The organism is Hathewaya massiliensis (genome assembly GCF_902143515.1).
GTDB lineage: Bacteria > Bacillota > Clostridia > Clostridiales > Clostridiaceae > Hathewaya > Hathewaya massiliensis.
On record NZ_CABFVD010000002.1, the window covers coordinates 138,955 to 161,798 of the forward strand.

Here is a 22,844-nt window from a genome sequence, read left to right on the forward strand (position 1 = left end):
TTACTTGTTCTACTGTATTAATCAATTTAAGGGAAACCAATATAGAGGTTTCCCTTAAAAATTTTATAGTATAAGAATGTTTATTGAACATTAATTTCATATGTTTTGTTACCACTTAACCAAGTATTTATAGAAGCCTTTATAGCCCTTTGACCTTTAATATATACTTCTACATCTTTAACTTTCCAATCATCACCTACATACTTTTTCTTACGGATCCAAACCTTTGAAACATCTTCCCATTTAAAATCTTTGTCTTTTATTTCAAATTCATATGCAGTTTTATAATTTCTAACAAAATCATTTCCAGGTAAGTCACATAAGAACTCAACTTCTTTACCATTTTTAAGCTTCATTCCAAAGTATACATAATCATCTGTTCCTGCATTTTTTTCATCTGCAGTACTTATAAATACATGAAATTTTCCTATTGGAGCTTCTTTATATGATTCATCTATATTATCAACTTCTTCTAAAAATCTATATAAAATAGTTGCAACTGACCTTTGTGAGTTTTCAAGACTTTCCTTAGCAGCAGTATTCCATTCATCCCAAGTATTAGACAAGTTGGTTTTCTTAGATAAAGCATAAGCCTTTTTAGCATATTTAACTGATTGATTTGTTAAAAATTCGTCTAAAGATTTATCTTTTAAAGCATCACATTCTTCTTTAACTACACCTTGGCCTAAAGTTTCTAGCTTATGTTGAACCTTTATTTTTTCTGCAAACTCTTCAAATTTGGTATGAGCAGTTCCAGCACCACCAGTTAGATTGCTAGCGTGGTGGGGTTCGCTTAAGTCGGCAAAATAATGGGTAGCTTTTCCTAAAAGAAAAGTTGCTTCACTATAATTACCATCTCTCCATTTTCCTACTGCTTGGCTAACATAATTACGTGTTTGAGATTCTGCTGTTTCACGAATTTGATAAAATGGGTAAGGAGAATTGGCAGTAAAATTATTGCTAGTATAAGGATTAAAAAAGTGGTCTTGATATAGAGAATAATCTCTATCACTGCCCAAGTCACCAAAGTCTGGGGCAACAGCACCTTTTCTAAATTCTCTTAAATTTTCTTCTAAGATTTTAATATTATGTTGAATGTTATGCAAGTCCTTATTATCATTTTTTACTATTTTTAAGGCTTGTACAGATATTGTTTTATGTGTATCCATAACATCTGGTGATTTTTTACTATCCCAGGCATAGACCTCTGGATTCCCACATAAAGTAATGCTTCCTAATAGTATTGCAAATATTGTTAGCTTTAGTTTCTTATTCATATGTAAACCTCCTGAGTTAGAACGATAATCATATATTTACAATGATTTCTTCATTTAGTATATGTTTATTATAACACAAATTCTAAAAATTCTAAATATTTTTTTAATAGAATTTTTAATTTATTTAACTATCACATAATATTTGATTTTAATACTATAAATTTTCTGTATAAGTTTGTTGACAAAGATATTTTTTTAGAATAAAATAGTTTGCATAGAAACAAAAAAGTGTGCATGCAAACTGTTTATATAAAGTCCTTTAAAGTTGAAACCTTAAATATAAAACTAGGTGAATACATATATTATGGTAGGTATTTTTAAAAATCAAACTGAACCATGTTCACTTATCTCCATCTAAAACTTTAAATGCCTGGCATACGTAGAAATCAAACTGGTGGATCTTTACTAAATATTTAGGAGGCTTAATTATGCGAGCAATTATGGAAACCCTATTTGATGCTGTATATTTAACCACAGTAGTTACTCTTGGAATTATTATGATAAAAAATTCTAAAGGTAATCGAGAATATACATTGTTTGGTATAATGGCGGTTATACTTGGTGCAGGTGATTCCTTTCATCTTGTTCCTCGTGCAATTGCATTATGCACAACAGGACTTGAAAATTATACTGTTCCACTGGGAATAGGTAAATTTATCACATCTATTACCATGACAGTTTTTTATATCTTGCTTTACTACGTCTGGAGGAAACGTTATAACATTAGTGGAAAACAAGGTGTTACCATAACTGTCTATCTACTTTCTGCTATGCGAATTATTTTGTGTTTATTTCCGCAGAATGCTTGGACAAGTACTAATCCACCTTTGTCATGGGGAATTTATAGAAACATTCCCTTTGCTCTTATGGGACTGATTATTATTGTTCTGTTTTATAAAAATGCAAAAGAACACAGGGACAAGTCTTTCTCTTTTATGTGGTTGACCATTGTATTAAGCTTTGCTTTTTACATTCCTGTAGTGTTGTGGGCAGATGTAAACCTGCTTATCGGTATGCTTATGATTCCAAAAACTTGTGCATATGTCTGGACTGTGTGGATTGGATATAGTGATATGAAAAGGAGTATTGAATAATGAAAAAGTATATAGATATATCATTTATTTACGCAATTGCCGCTCTTTGTAGTGGAGTGTTTTATCGTGAATTCACAAAAATTCTTGGATTTACAGGAAAAACTACATTGGCATTAACTCATCTTCATTTATTTGTTTTAGGCACTATAATGTTTTTGATAATTACAATTCTTAGTTGTATAACCGATTTATCACAGCAAAAACAATTTAGCCGTTTTATGCTATTTTACAATATAGGCTTACCTTTTATGGTGATAATGTTTTATATAAGAGGTATAACTCAAGTGCTTGGCACAGAACTTTCAAAAGGTGCTTCCGCAGCAATTTCAGGTGTTTCAGGTATTTCACATATTATCATGACAGTTGCTATTGTTATGCTGTTCTTAGCGCTTAAAAAGAGTAAAGTTGTAGTTAATAATGAAATTAATCATAATCTACCTAAATAGCTTTTTTATAATAAATATTTTACATTGAAACAAAATAGTATGCACGCAAAGTATTTATATAGAAATTAGGAAATAATATTATGAATATCAAAGAAAATAAGAGATAAAAGTTAGGAAAAGCACACTATTATTAATAGAGGGATCACTTTGGAGTTTTGTAGGTTTTATGTATTTACTTTTTAATAAAGTCCTTTAAAGTTGAAACCTTAAAGATAAAATATAGAAAATAGCTTGGAGGACAATTAATGAAACATGATTCTTTTGAAATAGCAATGTTAATAAAAGAGATATATTCAAGCACCATGAATATAGTTAGTGATAGCCTAAAAGGTAGTGGACTTACACATCAACAAATTATGGTAATTAAATTAATTGCTCATAATGGGAAGGTTAATATATCTCAATTATGCAGTGAAATGTCCTTAAGTAAGGGAACAGTATCGGGAATAATTTCAAGACTAGAAGAAGCTGGATATGTAATAAAGATAAAAAATGAAGAAGATAAAAGAAATACTTATGTTGCATTTTCAGATAAGGGGAAAGAATTCGCAAACTCCTTCAGAAGTAAAATAAATGAAAGTTTTGATAAGATATTTGAAAACTTTACAGAGGAAGAAGTAATAGAATTAAAAAATAACCTCCTTAAACTAAGGAAGAAAATAAAATAAACTGAGCCATGGTTGGAATGCCTTAGAATTAATTTGGATATTAGTATTATAATAAAGCAGCAGAAACTATAATAAGTTTCTGCTGCTTTAAATCAATATATCTATTTAAGGCTCAAATTAAGGTTCAAATTAAAATTAGAAAATAAAATAACCTTAAGATTTGCTACTCTCTAGCCTCTCTTTATTCACTTCTCCCACTGGTAGTAAAAGATTTGATTTCTTCAAAATTGGTAATATAGCATTATAAATAAAAGCTACTAATATTACAGATACAACTGCATTAACAAAGGTAGTAACTGCACTTAATTTTGCTAAGATTGATGCAGCTTTTTGAGGTTGTCCTAAAATGTATTGTTTATAAAAGTATCCTACAACAGGGTCAAAAACAACATTAAAAGCAAGCCCACAGATTGAAGCTATAAGGCTCCAGTTAAATATATATTTCTTGTCATTACTTTCATTTATTTTAGCATAATTATGAGCAACTAATCCTGTTATTAAACCAATACATAACTTTAATACAAAGGTTTTTGGTGCTACTAAAATATACACAGGATCTAGTAAATCTGCAATTGTCATTCCTATAGCCCCAGCTAAACCACCATACCATCCCCCTAGAAGTAAGGCAGCTAATACACAAAAGGCATTGCCCACATGTAATGAAGTTGCACCGCCACCTGGTACTGGAATTTTAATTTGAAGAAATGTAAAAGATACAAAACATAGGGCTGCAAACAAGGCAGTCTGAGATAATTTTAAAAGTTTTAAATTTTTATTTTTCATATGATATCCCCCAGTGTAATTAATATTTTTACAATAAAACACTAAAACTATTATATTGGTAAAATGGAAATTTTGCAATTGTATGGGTACACTTATGCATGGTCATAACTATAAGATGGAAGTTTAAGATATAATGAAGTCTACCTATTTAGGTATGCTCTATACAGTAAGTTTATAAAGTCATTGGTATAATTATAGATATACAATTACAAGTGTAGGATGGCAACTTCATATATATGTGGCAAGGAAACAACCCTTGATTGTCTGGGTGGAGGAATTGCCACTTGGCTTTGGCCAAGTGGATTTTATGCTAATAGGTTTAAATACTAAAAACTAAGTCAATGATATTAAAAAAGTGTCATTTGCTTGTGTTATAATTATATTAAATAGTTGTATAGTAGAAAACCTAATGAGTTGTTTAAAATAGATAAAATCAAATTAGGAGTGAGAATAGATGAAGAGAATACCCTATGGAATTTCTAATTTCCAAGTTTTAAGGGAAAAGAATTACCTTTATGTAGATAAAACTTCCTATATAGAATTATTGGATAGGTATGCACCTTATAATTTTTTTATAAGACCTAGAAGATTTGGGAAGAGTCTTTTTATATCTATGCTTGAAAATTATTATGATATAAATAAAAAAGACAAGTTTGAAGAATTATTTGGGGATTTATATATAGGTAAAAATCCTACAGGAGAGAGAAATAGTTTTCTTGTTTGGAAAATAAGTTTTGCAGGAGTAGATGCAGGACATGGAGAGGAAGAGCTAAGAAATAGTTTTAACTCAAAAGTTCTTTTATCTGCTATAAAATTTGTAAATCAATACTCAAATTTATTTGGGGAGAGCACTATTCCAAAGGAAATAAACAGTGCTGAAATGATAGTTCAATATATATCCCTTTTAGCTAGTAAGATAAATAAACCTGTTTTTATTCTAATAGATGAATATGATAATTTTGCTAATGAGTTAATTACAGGTGGAAAACAAAGTACGTATAGTGGCATACTTCATGGAGAAGGCTTTGTTAAGGTATTTTATAAGGCTATAAAAGATGCCACCATGGACAACTTTAATAGGATATTTATGACAGGGGTAAGTCCTATAATGTTAGATGATTTAACAAGTGGATTCAATATAACAAGAAACTATACTCTAGATAGAAATCTTAATGCTATGATGGGATTTACAAGAAGTGAACTTTCATGGATTATGGATCAGGTTAATATAGTAGATACAGAACTTAGAACTAAGATATGCACTGATATGACTAAATATTATAATGGATATAAATTTAATGAAGAGAGTAAAACAGTTTTTAATCCCGATATGTCCATGTATTTTTTAGATAATTATTTAGCGTATAATGAATACCCTAAAGAAATGATAGATAATAATGTAAAAACTGATTATGGAAAAGTTAATCAATTAGCCTATAACTTTAATAATAGGGAAGCCCTAGAGGAAATAATGACCACAGGAGAAACTTCTACCATGCTGGTGGATAGATTCAATATCCATACCATGTATAGTGTAAAAGAGAACTTTAAATCCTTATTATTTTACCTTGGAATGCTTACTATAAAAGAGCAAGGACCACTTGGGACAGTGCTTAAAGTGCCTAACTATGTTATAAAAACTATTTATTGGGAGCAACATTTCCAAAGGTTAAATCAGGAATATAATATTCAACTACAGAACATAAGAATAGCTATTAATGAAATGAGATTATATGGGAATATACAACCCTTAATAGAACTTTTAGGCAGTATATTAGAGGATTTATCTAATAGAGATTTAATAAAAATGGATGAAAAAAACATAAAAATGATGCTTCTTACCCTTTTAGGTGTTGACAGCACTTATTTTATCCAAAGTGAAGCTGAAAACAGCAGTGGTTATGTAGATATAATGTTAAAAAGAAAAATTCAATTTAAGGACATAACTAAATTCCAGTGGATTATAGAACTAAAATATATAAAGGAAAGTGAAAGAGATACCTTAGAAAAAGTAAAAGAAGAAGGATTAAAACAGCTTAAATCATATGCTGAAAGTAAAATGGCTGAAGAAGAACTTGGCACAGAGGATTTAAAGAAAGCATTAATTATTGTGGTAGGTAAGAAAGATATTTATACTGAAAATCTATAAAAAATTTTCCATAATGAAAGAAATACCTTATTTGATTCCCTAATAAAAAATCTAGATAACAATAATGAATTTAAAGATTTTATTGAGAAAATATATGTAAAAGATAAAGAAACTTTCATTGTGTATGTGTAATAGCTAAATAAGGCTGTGTTAGAAAAGGTATCTAACACAGCCTAAAATATAAATATTAATTTTTTAAAGGTTTATATTATTTTAGTTTTAATATCTTGTCATTTCTATTTGTTAATCCTAAAAAGCAGGCACAATGCTTCCTTTATATTTTTCTTCTATAAACTTTTTAACTTCTGGTGAAGTTAAAGCTTTTGAAAGTGCTTTAATTTTAGGGCTTTCTTTATCCTCTTTTCTAACTGCTAGAATGTTTGCAAAAGGTGAATCACTTCCTTCTATGAAAAGTGAATCCTTAGTAGGGTTTAGCTGTGCTTCTAGGGCGTAGTTTGTGTTTATAACGGAAATATCTACTTCATCTAAAGTACGTGGAAGTTGTGGTGCTTCTAGTTCTTCTATTAAATAGTTATTTTTATTTTCTACTATATCCTTAACTGTAGGATTTTCTAAATCTTTTAGCTTTATAAGTCCTGCTTTTTCTATTAGTTTTAAGCTTCTTCCTCCGTTGGTTGGATCGTTTGGTATGGTGATTTTTGCACCAGATTTTAGTTCTTTTAAATCTTTTATTTTTTTAGAGTAAATTCCTAAAGGCTCTAGATGAACTTTTACAGTATAATCTAAATCATACCCTTTTTCTTTAACTGTGTTATTTAAATAAGGAATATGTTGGAAAAAGTTTGCATCTATGCTTTTATCATTTAAAGAGTTATTAGGTATTACATAGTCTGTGAATTCTATGATTTCAAGCTTGTATCCTTCCTTTTCTAATAGAGGTTTTGCTGCTTCTAAAATTTCCTTGTGTGGCACAGGGCTTGCACCAACTTTTATTGTTTTATCATCTCCACCTTTTTCGGAACTACTACAGGATACAAAGGTAAATACTAAGATTACTGATATTATTAATGTAATTATTTTTTTCATTTGTTTTCTCTCCTCGTATAATAAATTTATAGCAGTTAATTAGCTGCCTATAGGCTTTTTTATTTAAAATTTAAAATAAAAGTTCAGTATTTAATTTTTACATTGAACCTTCTTTGCTAATAGATCGCCTAAAAGCTGAATAGCTTGTACTAAAATTATAAGTATGATTACTGTAATTATCATTACATCTACTTTAAATCTATGATATCCATATCTTATGGCAAGGTCTCCAAGTCCTTTGGCTCCAATAGCACCAGCCATGGCAGAATAACCTATTAGGTTTATAATGGTTAAGGTTATCCCTCTTATTATGGAAGGTAATGCTTCTTTAAAAAGCACCTTAAAAACTATTTGACTTGTGTTGCATCCAAAGGCTTCAGCAGTTTCTATAAGTCCTTTAGGAACTTCCTTTATAGAAGAGTGAATTACTCTTGTTGCAAAGGGGAAGGCTCCTATGGTTAAAGGGATAATTGCAGCTGTAGTTCCTGTGCTTTTTCCAACTATAAACTTAGTTAAAGGAATAATTGTAATCATAAGTATTATAAATGGAAAAGAACGCATTATATTTACTATAAAATCAAGGCCATTATAGATATACCTATTTTCTTTAAGACCATTTTTTTCTGTTAGAAATAGAACTATAGCTATTATGGAACCTAGTATTATTGAAAATAAACTAGATAGGGATACCATATATAGAGTTTCGCCTAAAGCTGTTATATAGTCATTTATCATTTATATCACCTCGTATAAAATGGATTTTGAGTCTAAATAATTAATAATTTTTTCTTCATCTTCTTTTTTTATGTTAATAACAAGGTTCCCTAAGACCTTATGTCTAAACTGTTCTAGCTTTCCAAAGGCAATTGAAAAATCTAAGTCCAATTCTCTTGCCATGCTAGTTATTATGTGATCTTTATTTGCTCCTTCTCCGAAGTAGATCTTTATATTTACTCCGCAATCTGGGAGCATATCTAAGTCTTCATTTAAAAAGCTTGTAATATATTCATTAGGATGTAAAAATAACTTGTCTACGTCACCATAAGACACAATTTTTCCTTTATCTATTAAGGCAACTTTTGTACAAAGCTCTTTTACAACTTCCATTTCATGGGTGACTAGTACAATTGTTATATTTAGTTTTTCATTTATTTCTTTTAAAAGTTTTAAAATTGATTTTGTGGTTTTAGGATCTAAGGCTGAAGTTGCTTCATCACAAAGTAGAATTTTAGGATCCATGCTTAAGGCTCTTGCGATGGCAACTCTTTGCTTTTCACCACCACTTAGGGAACTTACTGGGCTATATAACTTGTGTTCTAGGTGAACAATACTAATTAATTTCTTAACTTTTTCATCTATAAGATTTTTTTCGCATTTCCAAACTTCCATAGGAAAAGCTATATTATCATATACATTTCTAGAGTTTAAAAGGTTAAAACCTTGAAATATCATGCCCATGTTTTTTCTAAGGTTTCTAAGATCCACACTAGAGAGGGACTTTACCTCATCTCCCATAACCTTAAGAGTTCCACTTTCATAAGTCTCAAGACCATTTAGGCATCTTAGTAATGTGGATTTTCCAGCTCCACTATGTCCTACGATTCCTAGAATATCTCCCTCTTTAATTTCTAGACATATATCTTTAAGAACAGTTTTATCTTCAAAGCTCTTAGATAAATTTTTAATCTCAATCATTTTCCTTCCTCCTCAAATAAAAAAAGTCTGAGAGAACAATCCCAGACTTTAAAATAAACTGAAGTTGTTCTCATCTTTCAGCAATAATGCTGTTGGAATTAGCACCTGGTATAACAAATGAAGTTATACTGGTTGCCGGGCTTCATAGGGCCAGTCCCTCCGCCTCTCTTGATAAGAATATAAAAACAATATTTAATTATAAAAATAAAAATAGCCCAAGGATTTCCTTAGGCTAGAATAAGCTTTAAAATCCTCATCTGTCAGCAATAATGCTGCTGGAATTAGCACCTCTGTATAACACATAAAGTTATACTGGTTGCTGGGTTTCATAGGGCCAGTCCCTCCGCCTCTCTTGATAAGTGAGTTATTAAGTTATTTGTTGTTAGAATTATATTATAGGAAATTTACTTTGTCAAGAAAAAAATTCTTTAAGTTATGTGATATTAAACTTTTAACCATATTATTGAAACTAAACATAAATAATGATAATATAAAACAAATTTTAATTATATAGAATTTATGCCATATAATATTCTTTTTAGATGATTTTTAAGAAGATTATAAAAGGAGGGGGTTATGATCAAATTAAATAAAAAATACAAAATAATTATAAGCATTCTTCTATTAATAATTATCTTTTTTATAATTAATACATGTTTACTTTATAGGTATAAAAAATATATTAATCAACAATTAAATTACTTTTTAATTTCAAGTGCATTAAATATGGGTACTGTAGAAAAAGAATTGCAAAATGTGCTGTCTAATAAAAAAATAAATGAAAGCCAATATCATTCTATATATCACTCATACGAAACATTTTATGAAAATCTTAAAAAAGTAGAAAGTCTTATGTCTCAATGCATACCAAAAATATATTACAATAGTGTATATTTATCAGAAGCAACTATTACAAAACTGGATATAGAGGCTTATTTATATAGACTAAAATTTAAATTAAATTTTTCAAGTTATGGTATAAGCCCAACAACCTCTGACCCTAAAGAAACAAAATTAAATAAGGAAGATTTAGATAAGCTATCCATTGTGTATAAAACAACACAATCATTTAAAAAAATAATTTTAGAAAGTTATGATGATTCTAATATGGATAACATAAATAATATAAATAATAATAATTGGATATCTGTTGTTGAAAAAATATATAAATATTGTTTAGAAATGGATATAATTTTTTTAATCAATAACTAAAACAAGTGCCTGGCTAGGCACTTGTTTTAGTTAAACTTCTTTATAAAATAAAAATAACTACCCATTTCTATGTAACTTAAGTTTATAGACATATCAGTAACTATAAATTTTTATAAGTTTAATCATATAAATTTTCTATAGGGTAATCATAATAAAGCACCAGTTACGAAATGAAAGGAGTAACAAAATAAGTTCTATTAACCTGTCAATAGTGAATTTAACAGTAATATTTTCTTGTGATACACTTTATATAAGGTTGGCTACTGCTTGTCACAACTTAGGAAGAACTTATATAAATGCATGGTGGGGTGATTATATGTTTAAGGAATTGAACAAGAAAATTATGGGGCTTAAGAAAAGCATAAGGCAAAGGGATAAGTTAAATAAAAGAGTTGAAAAAATTAATATTGAGATAGAAAAGGAAAAACAAAGATTTTATATGTTAGAAGAGCTATTAGATGAAGAAAAATATGATGTGGATAAATTAGAAGAACTAAGTGTTTCAAATTTGATTTTATCTATAATGGGGTCTAAAAAGAGCAGAATGGCAAAGGAAAAAAATGATTATCTAGTAGCTAGGTTAAAATATGATGAATGTAAACTTATAATTCATAGTCTAATGGAACAAAAAAGTCAGTTTGAAGAGAAACTTAAGGAGTATTCTGATGTTGATAAATCTTATAGAGAATTGTTAGATAAAAAGGAACAGCTTATAAAAGAAAATTCAGGAGTAGATAGAGATATACAAGAGGAAAATTTAAGATTAATAGAGCTTAGCGAGGTTATTGCTGATAGGGAAGATGAGATTGAAGATTTTGAAGAGGCTATAGAGGCCGGAAATGAAGTTCTACAATATGTAGAAAAACTTATGAATATATTAAATAATTCAAATAACATAGGTTTTTTTAGTAATATTATAAAAAGTGGAGAGTTAAAAGAGAAGGATATAGAGAAGGTTAAAGCTCTTGCTTATCACACTAGGGAACATATGAGTAAGTTTAAAAGAAGAATATTAGATATAAATGAACTTAGAGGTTTTAAAAATGACCCAATAAATATAGGTTCTCTATCTAAAATGGAGGATTTATTTTTAGAAGACTTTTTCATTAAATCCTATTTAAATAAGGATGTGGATAGACCTATGTTTAATGGAAGAAATCTATCAACTAATATTCAAACATATGTAAGTAGAATGTTACAAGAAGAAAATAATGTAAGAGAAGAATTAAAGTTACTAAATGATACTTATTTTAAGATAGTAGAAAATGCAAAATAAATAAAGACACAGTAAAAATTTATGTGAATAAAATATATTAAAAGCTTAAGTGAAGAAGAAAGTAAAAATAAAATGTAAATAAAAAAACAGGTAAAATTTATTCAAAATGTATTTACAAAGTAAAGAGTTTAAATTATAATAAAATTCATAAGATTAAATTAAATATCTTGAGATTAAAATCTAAGAGCAGAAGGAGTAGCCTTGGAAGTTTAGTTCCAGCGAGCTTGGGGTAGTGTGAGCCGAGTACTGTAGTCTATGGTGAATGGGTCTGTGAGATGGAGTGCGAACCTTTATGTAGTAGCATATCACGGGGGTCTACCGTTAAAATGACAGGGTATCGAGCAAGAAAATTAATCCTTTATAGTTAGGATTTCTGTAATTGAGCAAGATAATTAATGCTTTACAATTAAGCTCCGTACCTGTATAAGAGAAATTATGTTTAGGTGGCATAGCGAATATATGACATTTCGTCCTAAGGGGTGAGATGTCTTTTATTTTTTGCAAAATTTGAATGTGCAAAGCTTATATATTGGCTATAAACCTAATTACAGTTTAAACATGGGTGGCACCACGAGTCACTTCGTCCCATAAGAGAGGATGAAGTGGCTCTTTTTGTTTTAGCCAATATATAGTGGAGGGGATTATATGGAGAATATTACAAATATAACTGAAGAGCAAATTAATTCTTTAAAAAATAAGGGATATAGTTTTCCTATAAGTATGAAATTTAGGGGGGAAGATTTGGAGCCTATAAATCTTTTTAATAGCTTAAAAGGAAAATATAAGTTTATTTTGGAGAGTAGAGGATTTGGAGGAAAGAAAACTAGATATTCTTATATGGGTGTCAATCCTTATAGGGCTTTAATTTTAAGAGAACACAGGGTTAGAGTTGTAGAGGATTTAAGTGAAGAACCTAAAGAAGAACAGTATAAGGGAAATATATTTGAGGCTCTAAAGGAGTATATAGGGATTCCCTATAGGGACTTAAATTTTAGTATTCCTTTTACCGGTCACAACATAGGGAAACATAGCTTTACTCCTTATAGTGATTTAAATTGCAGTATTCCTTTTACAGGTGGGGCTGTAGGGTATATGGCGTATGACTTTATAGAAAAAATTGAGAATATAAAAAACAAAAATCCTAAGGAAATAGATATTCCTGAAAGTTTTCTAATGTTTTATAAGGTTATTTTGGTATATGACCATAGGGAAAAATCTTTAAGCTTAATTTACAATGTGAATCCAGATGAGAAAAAGGAGCTTAGAGATATAGAGATTTATCTTAATGAGCTATATGAAAATTTAACTAGGAATTATAAAGAAGAAGCTAAAAATAATTATGCTATGGATGTATCAATTTGTAATGCACAACCTATAAGTTCAATAGCTAATTTTAAAAGTAATTATGATAAGGAGGAATACTACAATTTAGTTGAAAAAGCAAAGGAATATGTAAAAGCGGGTGATGTATTTCAAGTAGTTTTATCTCAAAGGTTCTCTACTGAAACAAAGTCAAAGCCTTTTGAAATTTACAGAAGACTTAGGATTAAAAATCCTTCTCCTTATATGTTTTATATAGATTTTAATGATTTTAAGTTAATTGGTGCTTCTCCTGAAAGTCTTGTAAGCACTTTAAAAGATAAGATAATTACTAATCCTATAGCTGGAACTAGAAAAAGGGGAAAGGATGAAATAGAAGACAAAGCTCTTGAAGAATCCTTATTAAAAGATCCAAAGGAAAAGTCAGAACATGTGATGTTAGTGGATCTCGGTAGAAATGACGTGGGTAAAATTAGTGAGTTTGGCTCTGTTAAAATAGATAGGTTTATGGAAGTGGAGAGATATTCTCATGTTATGCATATGGTCTCTGAAGTTTCAGGAAAGCTTAAGGAGGGGGTTAATTTTATAGATGCTCTAAAGGCTTGTTTTCCAGCAGGAACGGTTTCAGGAGCACCAAAGGTTAGGGCCATGGAGATTATAGCAGAGCTTGAAAATGTAAAAAGAGAATTTTATGCAGGGTCTGTAGGCTATATTGGATTCAATGGAAATATGGACATGGCAATTGCAATTAGAACTATGCTCTACAAGGAAGGTAAGGTTTATATACAAGCTGGTGGGGGAATAGTAAAGGATTCAAATCCAGAACTTGAATATATGGAAACTTTAAATAAAGCTAAAGCTGTTATGGAGGTGATTTAAGTGATTTTAATTATAGATAATTATGATTCTTTTACCTACAATATATACCAATATTTAGGAGAACTATATACCAATATAAAAGTTATTAGAAATGATGAACTTAGTTTAGAAGAAATAAGAAATTTAAATCCTTCTGCCATAGTGTTTTCACCAGGACCAGGGACCCCTAGTGATACAGGAATATGCAGAGAGGTTTTAGATAAATTTAAAGGTGTAGTGCCAATTTTGGGTATATGTATTGGACATCAATTAATAGGAGAATATTTTGGGGGACAAGTTATAAGAGCGGATAAAATATACCATGGTGAAACTTGTACAATAAAGCATAGTTCAAAGGATTTATTTAAAAACTTGGAAGATAATATTGAAGTGATGAGATATCATTCTTTAATTTTAAAAAGGGATAGCATACCTAAAAGTTTAGAAATTACAGCAGAAACCTTGGATGGAGTTGTAATGGGTTTAAAACACAAGGATTATAAAATATATGGAGTTCAGTTTCATCCAGAATCTATATTAACTTCTAGTGGAAAAGCTATACTAAAAAACTTTATAGAGGTGATTTAAATGTTTAAAAATATACTTGAGGGAGTTTTAAATAGAGAAAATTTAAGTACGGCAGGGGCAAGGGGGATTATGCAGGAGATTATGGCAGGTGAACTCTCGCCACCTCAAATAAGTTCCTTTTTAACTTCTCTTAGAATGAAGGGGGAGACCATAGAAGAGATAACAGGATTTACAGAAGCTATAAAGAGTTTTGCAAAAGAGTTTCCAATAGATAATAAATACACCATAGATACCTGTGGCACGGGAGGTGATGGGGGAAAAACCTTTAATATTTCAACAGCTGTTGCAATTATAGTTTCAGCCTCAGGAGCCATGGTGGTGAAGCACGGTAATAGAGCGGTTTCTAGCAAAAGTGGTAGTGCTGATGTATTGAAATCCCTAGGTTTTAATATAGAAATGGAAGAAGAGAGGTCAAAAGAATGTCTATACAAAAATGGGATGACTTTTCTCTTTGCACCTAAATACCATAGTGCCATGAAAAATGTAGCGCCTATTAGACAGGAATTAGGAGTTAGAACTGTATTTAATCTTTTAGGTCCACTTATAAATCCAGCCAATATAAAAGGACAAGTTCTTGGAGTTTATGATGGTAAGCTAACAGATACTCTAGGAGAAGTGCTTTTAAAATTAAATCGTGAAAGGGCTCTAGTGGTCCACGGGGAAGATGGTCTAGATGAAATTACAATTACTACAACTACTAAGGTTACAGAGGTTAAGGATGGAACTTTGAGAACTTATCTTATTAAGCCAGAGGATTATGGAATAAAAAGGGCTCCTATAGAAGAGGTAGCAGGGGGGGATTCAGAGGAAAATAGCAAAATTATCTTGGACATTTTAAAAGGGGAAAAAGGGGCAAAACGGGATATAGTCCTTTTAAATACAGGTGCAGCTCTATATGTTGGTAAGATTACAGAAAGCATTGAAGAGGGCATAAAATATGCAGAAGAACTTATTGATTCGGGAAAAGCCTATAAAAAATTGCAAGATTTAATCTCTTATCATAGAGAGACAATAATAATGAACTTCTAGGACTTGTTCATAGGTGATTACGTAACCATTATATCAATGAAATTGCTAACAGAGCTAAATTTATAGATGAATATAGGATAAGAAGTTTAGAAGTAAATTAAAACTTATGCTATGTTAGGGCAAGTGTTCATATGAGAGTCACTGCATCACTGATAGGATGTGAGGAGAAATCTTAAGAGTAGGGGGTATGTATATGATTTTGGACAAAATAGTAGAGAGTAAAAAAAGAGAAGTTCAGGAGAAGAAACTTATATTAAGTGAAAAAGAAATAAGAACTTTAATAGAAAAAGAAGATGATAAATTTAAATTTCATAAGGAATTATCTTATAAAGAACATTCTCCACAGGTTTTACACAAAGAGGAGCTTCACATACAAAGGAATTGTGGACAACTATTAGATAAAAAGAATTCACATTATGAAAGAAGAATTGAAAAAAGTTTTGCAGGTTGTGGAGAAGTATTAGGTAAAAAGAATTTATCCATAGAGAGAAATTTTAAAAAATCTTTAAAGGAGAGGGAGTTTAGTATCATTGCAGAAATTAAAAAAGCATCCCCTTCTAAGGGCATAATAGCAGAGGATTTTAATCCGGTAGAAATTGCAAAACTTTATGAAACTCTTCCCATAGCTGCTATTTCTGTTCTAACTGAGAAAAAATTCTTTATGGGGCATGAGGACTATATAAATAAGGTTAAAGAAGTTACCACTAAGCCTATATTAAGGAAGGATTTTATAGTAGATACCTATGAACTTTATGAAAGTAAATATATAGGGGCTAATGCGGTGTTGTTAATTTGTGCAGTTTTAGGAAAGGAACTTCCGAAATTTTATAACCTTGCTAAAACCTTAGGACTAGATACTCTAGTTGAGGTTCACAATGAAGAAGAATTAAATATTGCACAGGAATGTGGTGCAGAGATTATAGGCATTAATAATAGAAATTTAAAGGATTTCACTGTGGATTTAGGAACTACAGAAAGGCTAATGAAGGCTATGGAGAAGGGCAAAATTGTAATATCTGAAAGTGGTATTAAAACTAAGGAGCATATAAAATATTTAAAATCTTTAGGGGTTAAGGGAGCTTTAATTGGGGAAAGTTTTATGAGGGAAATTGGTCATAAGGAAAAAATAATGGATATGTTTAGAGAGATTTAGGTCTTTAATTTAAAGAAATTTAAAAGGGTGAATCATATTGAGTAAAGTTAAGTTTTGCGGCATTAAAAGAATAGAAGATATAGAGTATGTAAATATTTTAAAGCCTGATTATGTGGGATTTGTTTTTGCAGAAGGTAAGAGAGAAATAAGTCTAAACAAGGGAAGGGAACTTATAAAGTCTCTAAATAAGGATATTAAAAAAGTTGGTGTTTTTGTGGATGAATCCCCCTTAAGGGTTATGGAGATTGCAAATAAATTAGAACTTCATGTACTTCAATTTCATGGCATGGAGGACCTAAATTATTTAAAAGAATTCCATGATTTTGAGATCTGGAAGGGCATTAGGGTAAAAGGAGGGCAGGATTTTAAACTTATAGATATGTATAAAAATTATGGGGTTTTATTAGATGCCTTTGTAGAAGGAGAGAGTGGGGGAACAGGAAAAAGATTTTCTTGGGAGACTTCTAAAATCCTACCTTCTGATATTAAGCTTATTTTAGCTGGAGGATTAAACAGTGAAAATGTATTAGAGGGAATAGAGAAGTTTAAACCATATGTTGTAGATGTATCTAGTTCTATAGAAACTAATGGATTTAAGGATTTTAATAAGATGAAAAAATTTATAGAAAGAGTGAGGGAGAATAATGAAAAGTAGATTTGGCAAATTTGGTGGTCAATATGTAGGAGAAACTTTAATGAATGCCTTATTGGAATTAGAAGAGGAATTTTATAAGGCAATGGAAGAGGAGGAATTTTTAAAAGAATATAACTATTATTTAAAAGAATATGTAGGCCGTGAAAATCCTCTATATTATGCTAAGAATTTAACTGAGAGCTTAGGAGGAGCTAAGATATATCTAAAAAGAGAGGATTTAAATCATACAGGGGCACACAAAATAAACAATGCTATAGGACAAGTTCTCTTAGCTAAGAAAATGGGAAAAAACAAAATAGTTGCAGAAACTGGTGCAGGGCAACATGGGGTTGCAACAGCCACTGTAGCTGCAATGTTTGGTATGGAATGTGAAGTCTTTATGGGAGAAGAAGATATTAAAAGGCAAAGCTTAAATGTATTTAAAATGGAGCTTTTAGGAGCTAAGGTTCATAGTGTAAGATCTGGTTCTAAAACTTTAAAAGATGCTGTAAACGAGGCCCTAAGATATTGGGTATCAAATGTTAAAGATACTTTTTATGTTATAGGTTCAGTGGTTGGACCACATCCATATCCAACTATGGTTCGTGATTTTCAAAAGGTTATTGGGGAAGAAGTTAAGAAGCAAATTAGAGAAAAAGAGGGGAGATTACCTGACTACATAGTAGCCTGTGTAGGTGGGGGAAGTAATGCCATGGGAATTTTCTATCCTTTTATAGAAGATGAGGAGGTTAATTTAATAGGAGTAGAAGCAGGGGGCATGGGTATAGAAACAGGAAAACATGCAGCTAGTATAAAGGGAGGAACTCTAGGAGTACTTCATGGGATGATGACTTATGTGCTGCAAAACGAGGAAGGGCAAATACAGGAGGCTTATTCCATATCAGCAGGTTTAGACTATCCTGGTATAGGACCTGAACATTCTTATTTAAATGATATAAAAAGAGCAAAGTATGAAGTCATAAATGATGATGAAGCCATGGAAGCCTTAAAGCTTTTAAGTAAACTTGAAGGAATAATACCAGCCATTGAAAGTGCACATGCAGTAGCTTATGTAACTAAATTAGCACCAAAACTAGATAATGAAAAAAATATAGTGGTTAATTTATCAGGTAGAGGGGACAAGGATATGTTAACTATTAATGATTATTTTAAATAAAATCTAAGATAAAACCAAGAACCAGAAATTAAAAACCATAAATAAAATCTAAATCAAAACCAAGAACCAAGAACCAAAAACCAAAAACCAAAAACCAAATAAAATTTTTATAAACAATAAAAGCGAGGATGATTATGAAAATAAGCAATAAATTAGCTAACAAAATAGATTTTAAATTTCAAGAGTTAGAAAAAAGAGGAGAGAAAGCCTTAGTCACTTTTATAACTGCAGGAGATCCAGATTTAGAAACAAGCTTTGAAATTATACTTTCCATGGAGAGGGCAGGAGTAGACATTGTAGAAATAGGTATTCCTTATTCAGATCCCTTAGCAGATGGAGAAGTAATTCAAGCAGCATCTGAAAGGGCATTAAAATCAGGTACTAATATACCTAAAGTGATGAACATGGTAAAGAGATTAAGAAAAGAAAGTAATATACCTATAGTATTTTTAATGTATTACAATTGTCTCTTTAAATATGGTATGAGAAAGTTTTTTATAGAGTGCAAGAAAGTAGGGGTAGACGGTATTGTAATTCCTGATATTCCAATAGAAGAGAGAGAAGAGGTTATAAGAGAAGCTATAAATGAAGGAGTGTACTTAATCCCCCTAGTGGCACCAACCTCAAAGGAAAGAATTAAGACTATAACTAAAAATGGAAATGGCTTTGTATACTGTGTTTCTGTAAATGGGGTTACAGGTGTTCGAGAAGATATAAACACAGATATAGAAAGCTATATGAACCTTGTGAAATCCTATACAGAGGTTCCAGCTCTTTTAGGATTCGGCATTTCAAATGTTGATATGGTAAGAAAAATAAAGCCTTATTGTGATGGGGTAATAATAGGAAGTGCCATAGTAAAAAAGCTTGCATTAATAGAGGGGAATAAAAATAGAAAGGAAACCATAATAGAAGAAATAGTTAAATTTATAAAAGAGATAAAGGAAGAACTTATGTAATACTTGCAATATAAGAGCAAATGTACTTTTACCTCTGTAATATTTGCAATATTTTAAGTTATAAGAGTAACACAAGATCTCATATATCATTGTAAAGAGTAATAGAGAAGTTGAAATAAAACTAGAGTGCAGGTATTAGTTGCCAAGATAATTAAAATAATATTTAATGCAGTGCCTATATATAATATAGTATTAGCAATTTTATAGGGGGACAAAATTTGTATTTTGACTATGTTATTATAGGGGCTGACCTGTATGGGCTTACCCTTGCAGAGAGAATAACTACAGAAACAGATAATTCAGTATTAATCTTAGAGGAATCTAACACTATAGGGGGAGACATAAAAGATTATGGTAACCTAGGTTTAAATAATATAAATAAGGAAATAATAAAAGAAAATCGAATATTTTTAACCAACGAAGAACATGTATGGAGATATCTTGGGAACTTTACAAAGTGGAGAAACCTAACCATATGTAATAATATTTTTAAATATGTAGGGGTTCCTTCCCTAGGTTATACACATATGTTTAAAAACATGTTAGGAACTAAGAGTAAATTCATATTAAATGTGGATAACTTTAAGTTTTTAGATCATATTAAATACAAAGAATTAATATTCTGTGATGAACCAGAGCATTATTCATATTATAAATTCGGGAAAGTATACTATAGTCTTGATAAGTCTGTGGATAACGCTTTGAAGTATTTTTATAGAAATATAATATAGTGATATCAATGGGTAAAAGTATTGCTTTTAGAAATCAATATATAAACAAAAACCATGAATCATTTATATGAGCAAGGAAGAGATTATATAATCAAGGAAACAATAAGGGTTATATAAATTTTAAAATATTAAATATATAAGGGAGGAATCTGTTGAAAACTTATATATAGCAAAATGAAATATGCTAAAAAGAGAAATAAATTTATAAGTTTTTGGCAACTTGAGATACATATGATAAAAATATATAAGAACACAGAAACTGAAAATAAGGTAGTAGAAATAGAAGACTTAGAACAAGGAGCTTGGGTAAATATAGTATCACCAACAGCTGAAGAGCTTTCCTTAGTTTCTAATAAAGCTAATATTCCAATGGATATGTTGAAAGCAGCCTTAGATGAAGAAGAAACATCTAGGATTGAATCAGAGGATGGAAACATGCTTGTTATATTAGATATGCCTTTTGAAAGCACAGAAGAGGGTGACATATTATATGAAACATACCCCGTTGGAATTATAAACAATGGGAATATTATAGTAACCGTATGTTTAAAAGAAAGTAGGATATTAGAAGATTTCATTAAGGGAAGAGTAAAGTCCTTTTATACCTTTAAGCGTTCAAGATTTATATTGCAAATATTGTATAGAATTGCAACCTATTATTTAATTTATTTAAGACAAATAGATAAGAAAAGTGTGGTTATAGAGAATAGACTGCATAAATCTATGAAAAACAGAGAGCTTATACAATTACTCTATTTAGAAAAATCTCTAGTGTACTTTTCTACCTCCTTAAGATCTAATGAAATTACCCTAGAAAAGATGCTTAAGGTGGACGCTTTTGTTAAATATGAAGCAGATGAGGATATTCTAGAAGATGTAATTATTGAGAACAAACAAGCAATAGAGATGGCAAACATATATAGCAACATACTAAGTGGAACTATGGATGCTTTTGCATCTATTATTTCCAATAATTTAAACATAGTGATGAAGTTCTTAGCTTCAATTACCATAGTAATGGCCATACCTAATATTTTTTCAGGTTTTTTTGGCATGAATTTAAATGGAATACCACTTTCTAATAGTCCCTATGGCTTTATTGTAATACTGTGCTTAGTTCTATCAGCTTGTGGAGTAGTCACATTTATATTAAGTAAAAAAGATATGTTTTAATATATTAAAAAGAGGTTATTTTAAGGGATATGTGGTTCTTTCCATACTTTGTTGAAATTATATATTGTAGAATATATTTTGATGCAATCTATCTACTTTTTAGTAAGTATAAAATTGAACGTTTCAACTAACATGGGAAAGAGCCAGATAAGTTTACTATTTTATTATAAATAGAGTTTTGGATTTTACCAGAAGTGTACCACTGACTAGCACCAAGGAATTCCATCATATTAAGGGCTGTCAATCCAACCCTTAATATGATGATAGTAAAGAAGCTGCAAACCCTCAGTCATCAAAGACTTGTACTACAGTAAGAGTAGTTTCTTTTAATAGATCCATGTCAAAAGGATTAGACTGAACAGTGGAATCAGGACTTATTATCCTTACTATAGGTCTATCTGGGAAGAATTTATTTTGTTCAATTACAATTCCTTCCAATCCATTAGATAATTTTAACCTGCAACCAAGAGGATATACAAAAAAAGTTTTTCTAAAATGCTCTACTAAGGTTGGATCAAAGGCTGTTCCAGAACAAGACAAAATAAGTTCATAAGCATCTGTAGGACTGAATCTTTCTCTATAAGATCTATTAGCACTTACAGCAGTAAAGACATCACAGATGCTAATTATACGTGCAAATTTACATATATTATATCCCTTAATTCCAAAAGGATATCCTTTACCATCAAATCTTTCATGATGTTCTGCTACACCACTTATAATATCAGGGTGTATTTTTTTCATGCTCTGTAATATCTGTTTTCCATACATAGGATGTTTTTTAATAATTTCAAATTCATTATTACTAAGCTTACTCTTTTTATTAATTATAGAAGTTGGAATTTTAGTTTTTCCTATATCATGTAAGAGAGCTGCAACTGCTAAGTTTCTTAGATTAGCTTTATTAATATTCATACTGTAGCCTAAAAAAGTAGCCATTATGCAAGTATCAACACAATGGACATAGGTATATTCGTCATAAGATTTAATTTGAAAAAGGTTGGTGGTTATGGAACCTTGATGGATTATATGGTCAACTATAGAATATACATCTTCAATATACTTATAAGAATTGTCATAATCACCATCTACTAAGTTATCAAAAAGTATAGGCATATTCTTAATAACAGAAGTTTTTAAGGTGTTCATATATTCATCTTTAAATTTCCATTTCAAATTAAATTCATAATCATCCTCTACTTTAATAGCATAAATACCGTTATTTTTTAATTTTTCTATATGAGCCTTGTTTAAAACAGTCCCAGCACTTAGTAAAACCTTGCCTTCATAATCTAATATATCTTTCCATAGCACCTCAGTACCATTTAAATCATTAACTGAAACTAGTTTCATAGCGCACCCCAGCCCTAATTTAATATCATTTTTAAGTCGTATAGTTATATTATAAGTTATAAAAGGATTTTTATATTATATTAAGCTATAAAAATATTTCCTTGTACTGTATTGTTTAAGCAAATAATACTAATTTATTTTTAGTTTTCATATAAATATAATATTTTATGGTATTATTATACCAAAATAATACCTAATAGTAAAAGTTAAAAGTTAAAATAA

21 protein-coding genes and 2 riboswitches are annotated in these 22,844 nt (G+C 30.0%); of the genes, 15 read left to right on the forward strand and 6 right to left on the reverse strand.

Going from position 1 to position 22,844, the window contains the following annotated elements; translation table 11 throughout:
• Nucleotides 1-80: 80 nt before the first annotated feature.
• Nucleotides 81-1,277 carry a phospholipase C gene (locus tag FNZ64_RS05875; RefSeq protein ID WP_142413928.1) on the reverse strand — a complete coding sequence of 399 codons (1,197 nt, stop codon included), beginning with the start codon at nt 1,275-1,277 and terminating at the stop codon, nt 81-83.
• A gap of 428 nt (nt 1,278-1,705) precedes the next feature.
• On the opposite strand from FNZ64_RS05875, the gene FNZ64_RS05880 reads away from it, so the two are divergent.
• The 3 genes from FNZ64_RS05880 to FNZ64_RS05890 all read left to right on the forward strand — a co-directional run bounded on the left by FNZ64_RS05880 (nt 1,706) and on the right by FNZ64_RS05890 (nt 3,485).
• On the forward strand, nt 1,706-2,371 hold the full coding sequence (locus FNZ64_RS05880; protein ID WP_142413929.1) for a hypothetical protein: 666 nt from the start codon (nt 1,706-1,708) through the stop codon (nt 2,369-2,371).
• Nucleotides 2,371-2,817 carry a DUF2871 domain-containing protein gene (locus FNZ64_RS05885; protein WP_142413930.1) on the forward strand — a complete coding sequence of 149 codons (447 nt, stop codon included), beginning with the start codon at nt 2,371-2,373 and terminating at the stop codon, nt 2,815-2,817. The genes FNZ64_RS05880 and FNZ64_RS05885 overlap by 1 nt, the downstream gene beginning before the upstream one ends.
• 245 nt (nt 2,818-3,062) lie before the next feature.
• Nucleotides 3,063-3,485 carry a MarR family winged helix-turn-helix transcriptional regulator gene (locus FNZ64_RS05890; RefSeq protein WP_142413931.1) on the forward strand — a complete coding sequence of 141 codons (423 nt, stop codon included), beginning with the start codon at nt 3,063-3,065 and terminating at the stop codon, nt 3,483-3,485.
• A gap of 153 nt (nt 3,486-3,638) precedes the next feature.
• On the opposite strand, the gene FNZ64_RS05895 is transcribed toward FNZ64_RS05890, so the two are convergent.
• A complete protein-coding gene (locus tag FNZ64_RS05895; RefSeq protein ID WP_142413932.1) occupies nt 3,639-4,268 on the reverse strand; it encodes an ECF transporter S component in 630 nt (209 codons plus the stop codon).
• A gap of 454 nt (nt 4,269-4,722) precedes the next feature.
• Between FNZ64_RS05895 and FNZ64_RS05900 the strand changes: the two genes are divergently transcribed.
• Nucleotides 4,723-6,417 (forward strand): ATP-binding protein, encoded by a 1,695-nt coding sequence (locus tag FNZ64_RS05900; RefSeq protein WP_142413933.1) that lies wholly within the window; start codon nt 4,723-4,725, stop codon nt 6,415-6,417.
• Nucleotides 6,418-6,666: 249 nt separating this feature from the next.
• Here FNZ64_RS05900 and FNZ64_RS05905 read toward each other — a convergent pair whose 3' ends face one another.
• The 3 genes from FNZ64_RS05905 to FNZ64_RS05915 form a co-directional block, all read right to left on the reverse strand.
• Nucleotides 6,667-7,464: a MetQ/NlpA family ABC transporter substrate-binding protein gene (locus FNZ64_RS05905; RefSeq protein ID WP_142413934.1), complete on the reverse strand. Its 798-nt coding sequence runs from the start codon at nt 7,462-7,464 to the stop codon at nt 6,667-6,669.
• A gap of 90 nt (nt 7,465-7,554) precedes the next feature.
• Entirely contained in the window at nt 7,555-8,199 is a 645-nt protein-coding gene (locus FNZ64_RS05910; RefSeq protein ID WP_142413935.1) for a methionine ABC transporter permease, read from the reverse strand.
• Nucleotides 8,200-9,159: a methionine ABC transporter ATP-binding protein gene (locus tag FNZ64_RS05915; protein WP_142413936.1), complete on the reverse strand. Its 960-nt coding sequence runs from the start codon at nt 9,157-9,159 to the stop codon at nt 8,200-8,202.
• Nucleotides 9,160-9,226: 67 nt separating this feature from the next.
• Nucleotides 9,227-9,337, reverse strand: a riboswitch (SAM riboswitch).
• A gap of 72 nt (nt 9,338-9,409) precedes the next feature.
• Nucleotides 9,410-9,521, reverse strand: a riboswitch (SAM riboswitch).
• 214 nt (nt 9,522-9,735) lie between these two features.
• Between FNZ64_RS05915 and FNZ64_RS05920 the strand changes: the two genes are divergently transcribed.
• From FNZ64_RS05920 to FNZ64_RS05975, 11 genes are all read left to right on the forward strand, one after another.
• Complete coding sequence (locus tag FNZ64_RS05920; RefSeq protein WP_142413937.1) at nt 9,736-10,371, forward strand: hypothetical protein; 636 nt, start codon at nt 9,736-9,738, stop codon at nt 10,369-10,371.
• Nucleotides 10,372-10,582: 211 nt separating this feature from the next.
• On the forward strand, nt 10,583-11,647 hold the full coding sequence (locus tag FNZ64_RS05925) for a hypothetical protein (protein ID WP_185903693.1): 1,065 nt from the start codon (nt 10,583-10,585) through the stop codon (nt 11,645-11,647).
• Between the two features lie 645 nt (nt 11,648-12,292).
• Nucleotides 12,293-13,846: an anthranilate synthase component I gene (gene trpE, locus FNZ64_RS05935; RefSeq protein WP_207705513.1), complete on the forward strand. Its 1,554-nt coding sequence runs from the start codon at nt 12,293-12,295 to the stop codon at nt 13,844-13,846.
• Nucleotides 13,847-14,413 carry an anthranilate synthase component II gene (locus FNZ64_RS05940; RefSeq protein WP_142413939.1) on the forward strand — a complete coding sequence of 189 codons (567 nt, stop codon included), beginning with the start codon at nt 13,847-13,849 and terminating at the stop codon, nt 14,411-14,413.
• Nucleotides 14,414-15,442 (forward strand): anthranilate phosphoribosyltransferase, encoded by a 1,029-nt coding sequence (trpD, locus tag FNZ64_RS05945; protein WP_142413940.1) that lies wholly within the window; start codon nt 14,414-14,416, stop codon nt 15,440-15,442.
• A gap of 193 nt (nt 15,443-15,635) precedes the next feature.
• Nucleotides 15,636-16,595, forward strand: coding sequence for an indole-3-glycerol phosphate synthase TrpC (gene trpC / locus FNZ64_RS05950; RefSeq protein WP_142413941.1), 960 nt, complete (start codon nt 15,636-15,638; stop codon nt 16,593-16,595).
• A gap of 37 nt (nt 16,596-16,632) precedes the next feature.
• Nucleotides 16,633-17,250: a phosphoribosylanthranilate isomerase gene (locus FNZ64_RS05955; RefSeq protein WP_142413942.1), complete on the forward strand. Its 618-nt coding sequence runs from the start codon at nt 16,633-16,635 to the stop codon at nt 17,248-17,250.
• Complete coding sequence (gene trpB / locus FNZ64_RS05960; protein ID WP_142413943.1) at nt 17,240-18,406, forward strand: tryptophan synthase subunit beta; 1,167 nt, start codon at nt 17,240-17,242, stop codon at nt 18,404-18,406. The genes FNZ64_RS05955 and trpB overlap by 11 nt, the downstream gene beginning before the upstream one ends.
• 134 nt (nt 18,407-18,540) lie before the next feature.
• A complete protein-coding gene (gene trpA / locus FNZ64_RS05965) occupies nt 18,541-19,365 on the forward strand; it encodes a tryptophan synthase subunit alpha (RefSeq protein WP_243129210.1) in 825 nt (274 codons plus the stop codon).
• Between the two features lie 218 nt (nt 19,366-19,583).
• On the forward strand, nt 19,584-20,096 hold the full coding sequence (locus tag FNZ64_RS05970) for an NAD(P)-binding protein (protein WP_185903694.1): 513 nt from the start codon (nt 19,584-19,586) through the stop codon (nt 20,094-20,096).
• A gap of 231 nt (nt 20,097-20,327) precedes the next feature.
• Nucleotides 20,328-21,269: a magnesium transporter CorA family protein gene (locus FNZ64_RS05975; RefSeq protein ID WP_142413946.1), complete on the forward strand. Its 942-nt coding sequence runs from the start codon at nt 20,328-20,330 to the stop codon at nt 21,267-21,269.
• 285 nt (nt 21,270-21,554) lie between these two features.
• On the opposite strand, the gene FNZ64_RS05980 is transcribed toward FNZ64_RS05975, so the two are convergent.
• Nucleotides 21,555-22,622 (reverse strand): HD-GYP domain-containing protein, encoded by a 1,068-nt coding sequence (locus tag FNZ64_RS05980; RefSeq protein ID WP_142413947.1) that lies wholly within the window; start codon nt 22,620-22,622, stop codon nt 21,555-21,557.
• Nucleotides 22,623-22,844 lie beyond the last annotated feature (222 nt).

Excerpts from the sequence above, each read along its gene's own strand:
- FNZ64_RS05875 (WP_142413928.1), bottom strand. The coding sequence starts at position 1,277 with ATGAATAAGAAACTAAAGCTAACAATATTTGCAATACTATTAGGAAGC.
- FNZ64_RS05880 (WP_142413929.1), top strand. The coding sequence starts at position 1,706 with ATGCGAGCAATTATGGAAACCCTATTTGATGCTGTATATTTAACCACA.
- FNZ64_RS05885 (WP_142413930.1), top strand. The coding sequence starts at position 2,371 with ATGAAAAAGTATATAGATATATCATTTATTTACGCAATTGCCGCTCTT.
- FNZ64_RS05890 (WP_142413931.1), top strand. The coding sequence starts at position 3,063 with ATGAAACATGATTCTTTTGAAATAGCAATGTTAATAAAAGAGATATAT.
- FNZ64_RS05895 (WP_142413932.1), bottom strand. The coding sequence starts at position 4,268 with ATGAAAAATAAAAATTTAAAACTTTTAAAATTATCTCAGACTGCCTTG.
- FNZ64_RS05900 (WP_142413933.1), top strand. The coding sequence starts at position 4,723 with ATGAAGAGAATACCCTATGGAATTTCTAATTTCCAAGTTTTAAGGGAA.
- FNZ64_RS05905 (WP_142413934.1), bottom strand. The coding sequence starts at position 7,464 with ATGAAAAAAATAATTACATTAATAATATCAGTAATCTTAGTATTTACC.
- FNZ64_RS05910 (WP_142413935.1), bottom strand. The coding sequence starts at position 8,199 with ATGATAAATGACTATATAACAGCTTTAGGCGAAACTCTATATATGGTA.
- FNZ64_RS05915 (WP_142413936.1), bottom strand. The coding sequence starts at position 9,159 with ATGATTGAGATTAAAAATTTATCTAAGAGCTTTGAAGATAAAACTGTT.
- FNZ64_RS05920 (WP_142413937.1), top strand. The coding sequence starts at position 9,736 with ATGATCAAATTAAATAAAAAATACAAAATAATTATAAGCATTCTTCTA.
- trpE (WP_207705513.1), top strand. The coding sequence starts at position 12,293 with ATGGAGAATATTACAAATATAACTGAAGAGCAAATTAATTCTTTAAAA.
- trpD (WP_142413940.1), top strand. The coding sequence starts at position 14,414 with ATGTTTAAAAATATACTTGAGGGAGTTTTAAATAGAGAAAATTTAAGT.
- trpC (WP_142413941.1), top strand. The coding sequence starts at position 15,636 with ATGATTTTGGACAAAATAGTAGAGAGTAAAAAAAGAGAAGTTCAGGAG.
- trpB (WP_142413943.1), top strand. The coding sequence starts at position 17,240 with ATGAAAAGTAGATTTGGCAAATTTGGTGGTCAATATGTAGGAGAAACT.
- trpA (WP_243129210.1), top strand. The coding sequence starts at position 18,541 with ATGAAAATAAGCAATAAATTAGCTAACAAAATAGATTTTAAATTTCAA.
- FNZ64_RS05975 (WP_142413946.1), top strand. The coding sequence starts at position 20,328 with ATGATAAAAATATATAAGAACACAGAAACTGAAAATAAGGTAGTAGAA.
- FNZ64_RS05980 (WP_142413947.1), bottom strand. The coding sequence starts at position 22,622 with ATGAAACTAGTTTCAGTTAATGATTTAAATGGTACTGAGGTGCTATGG.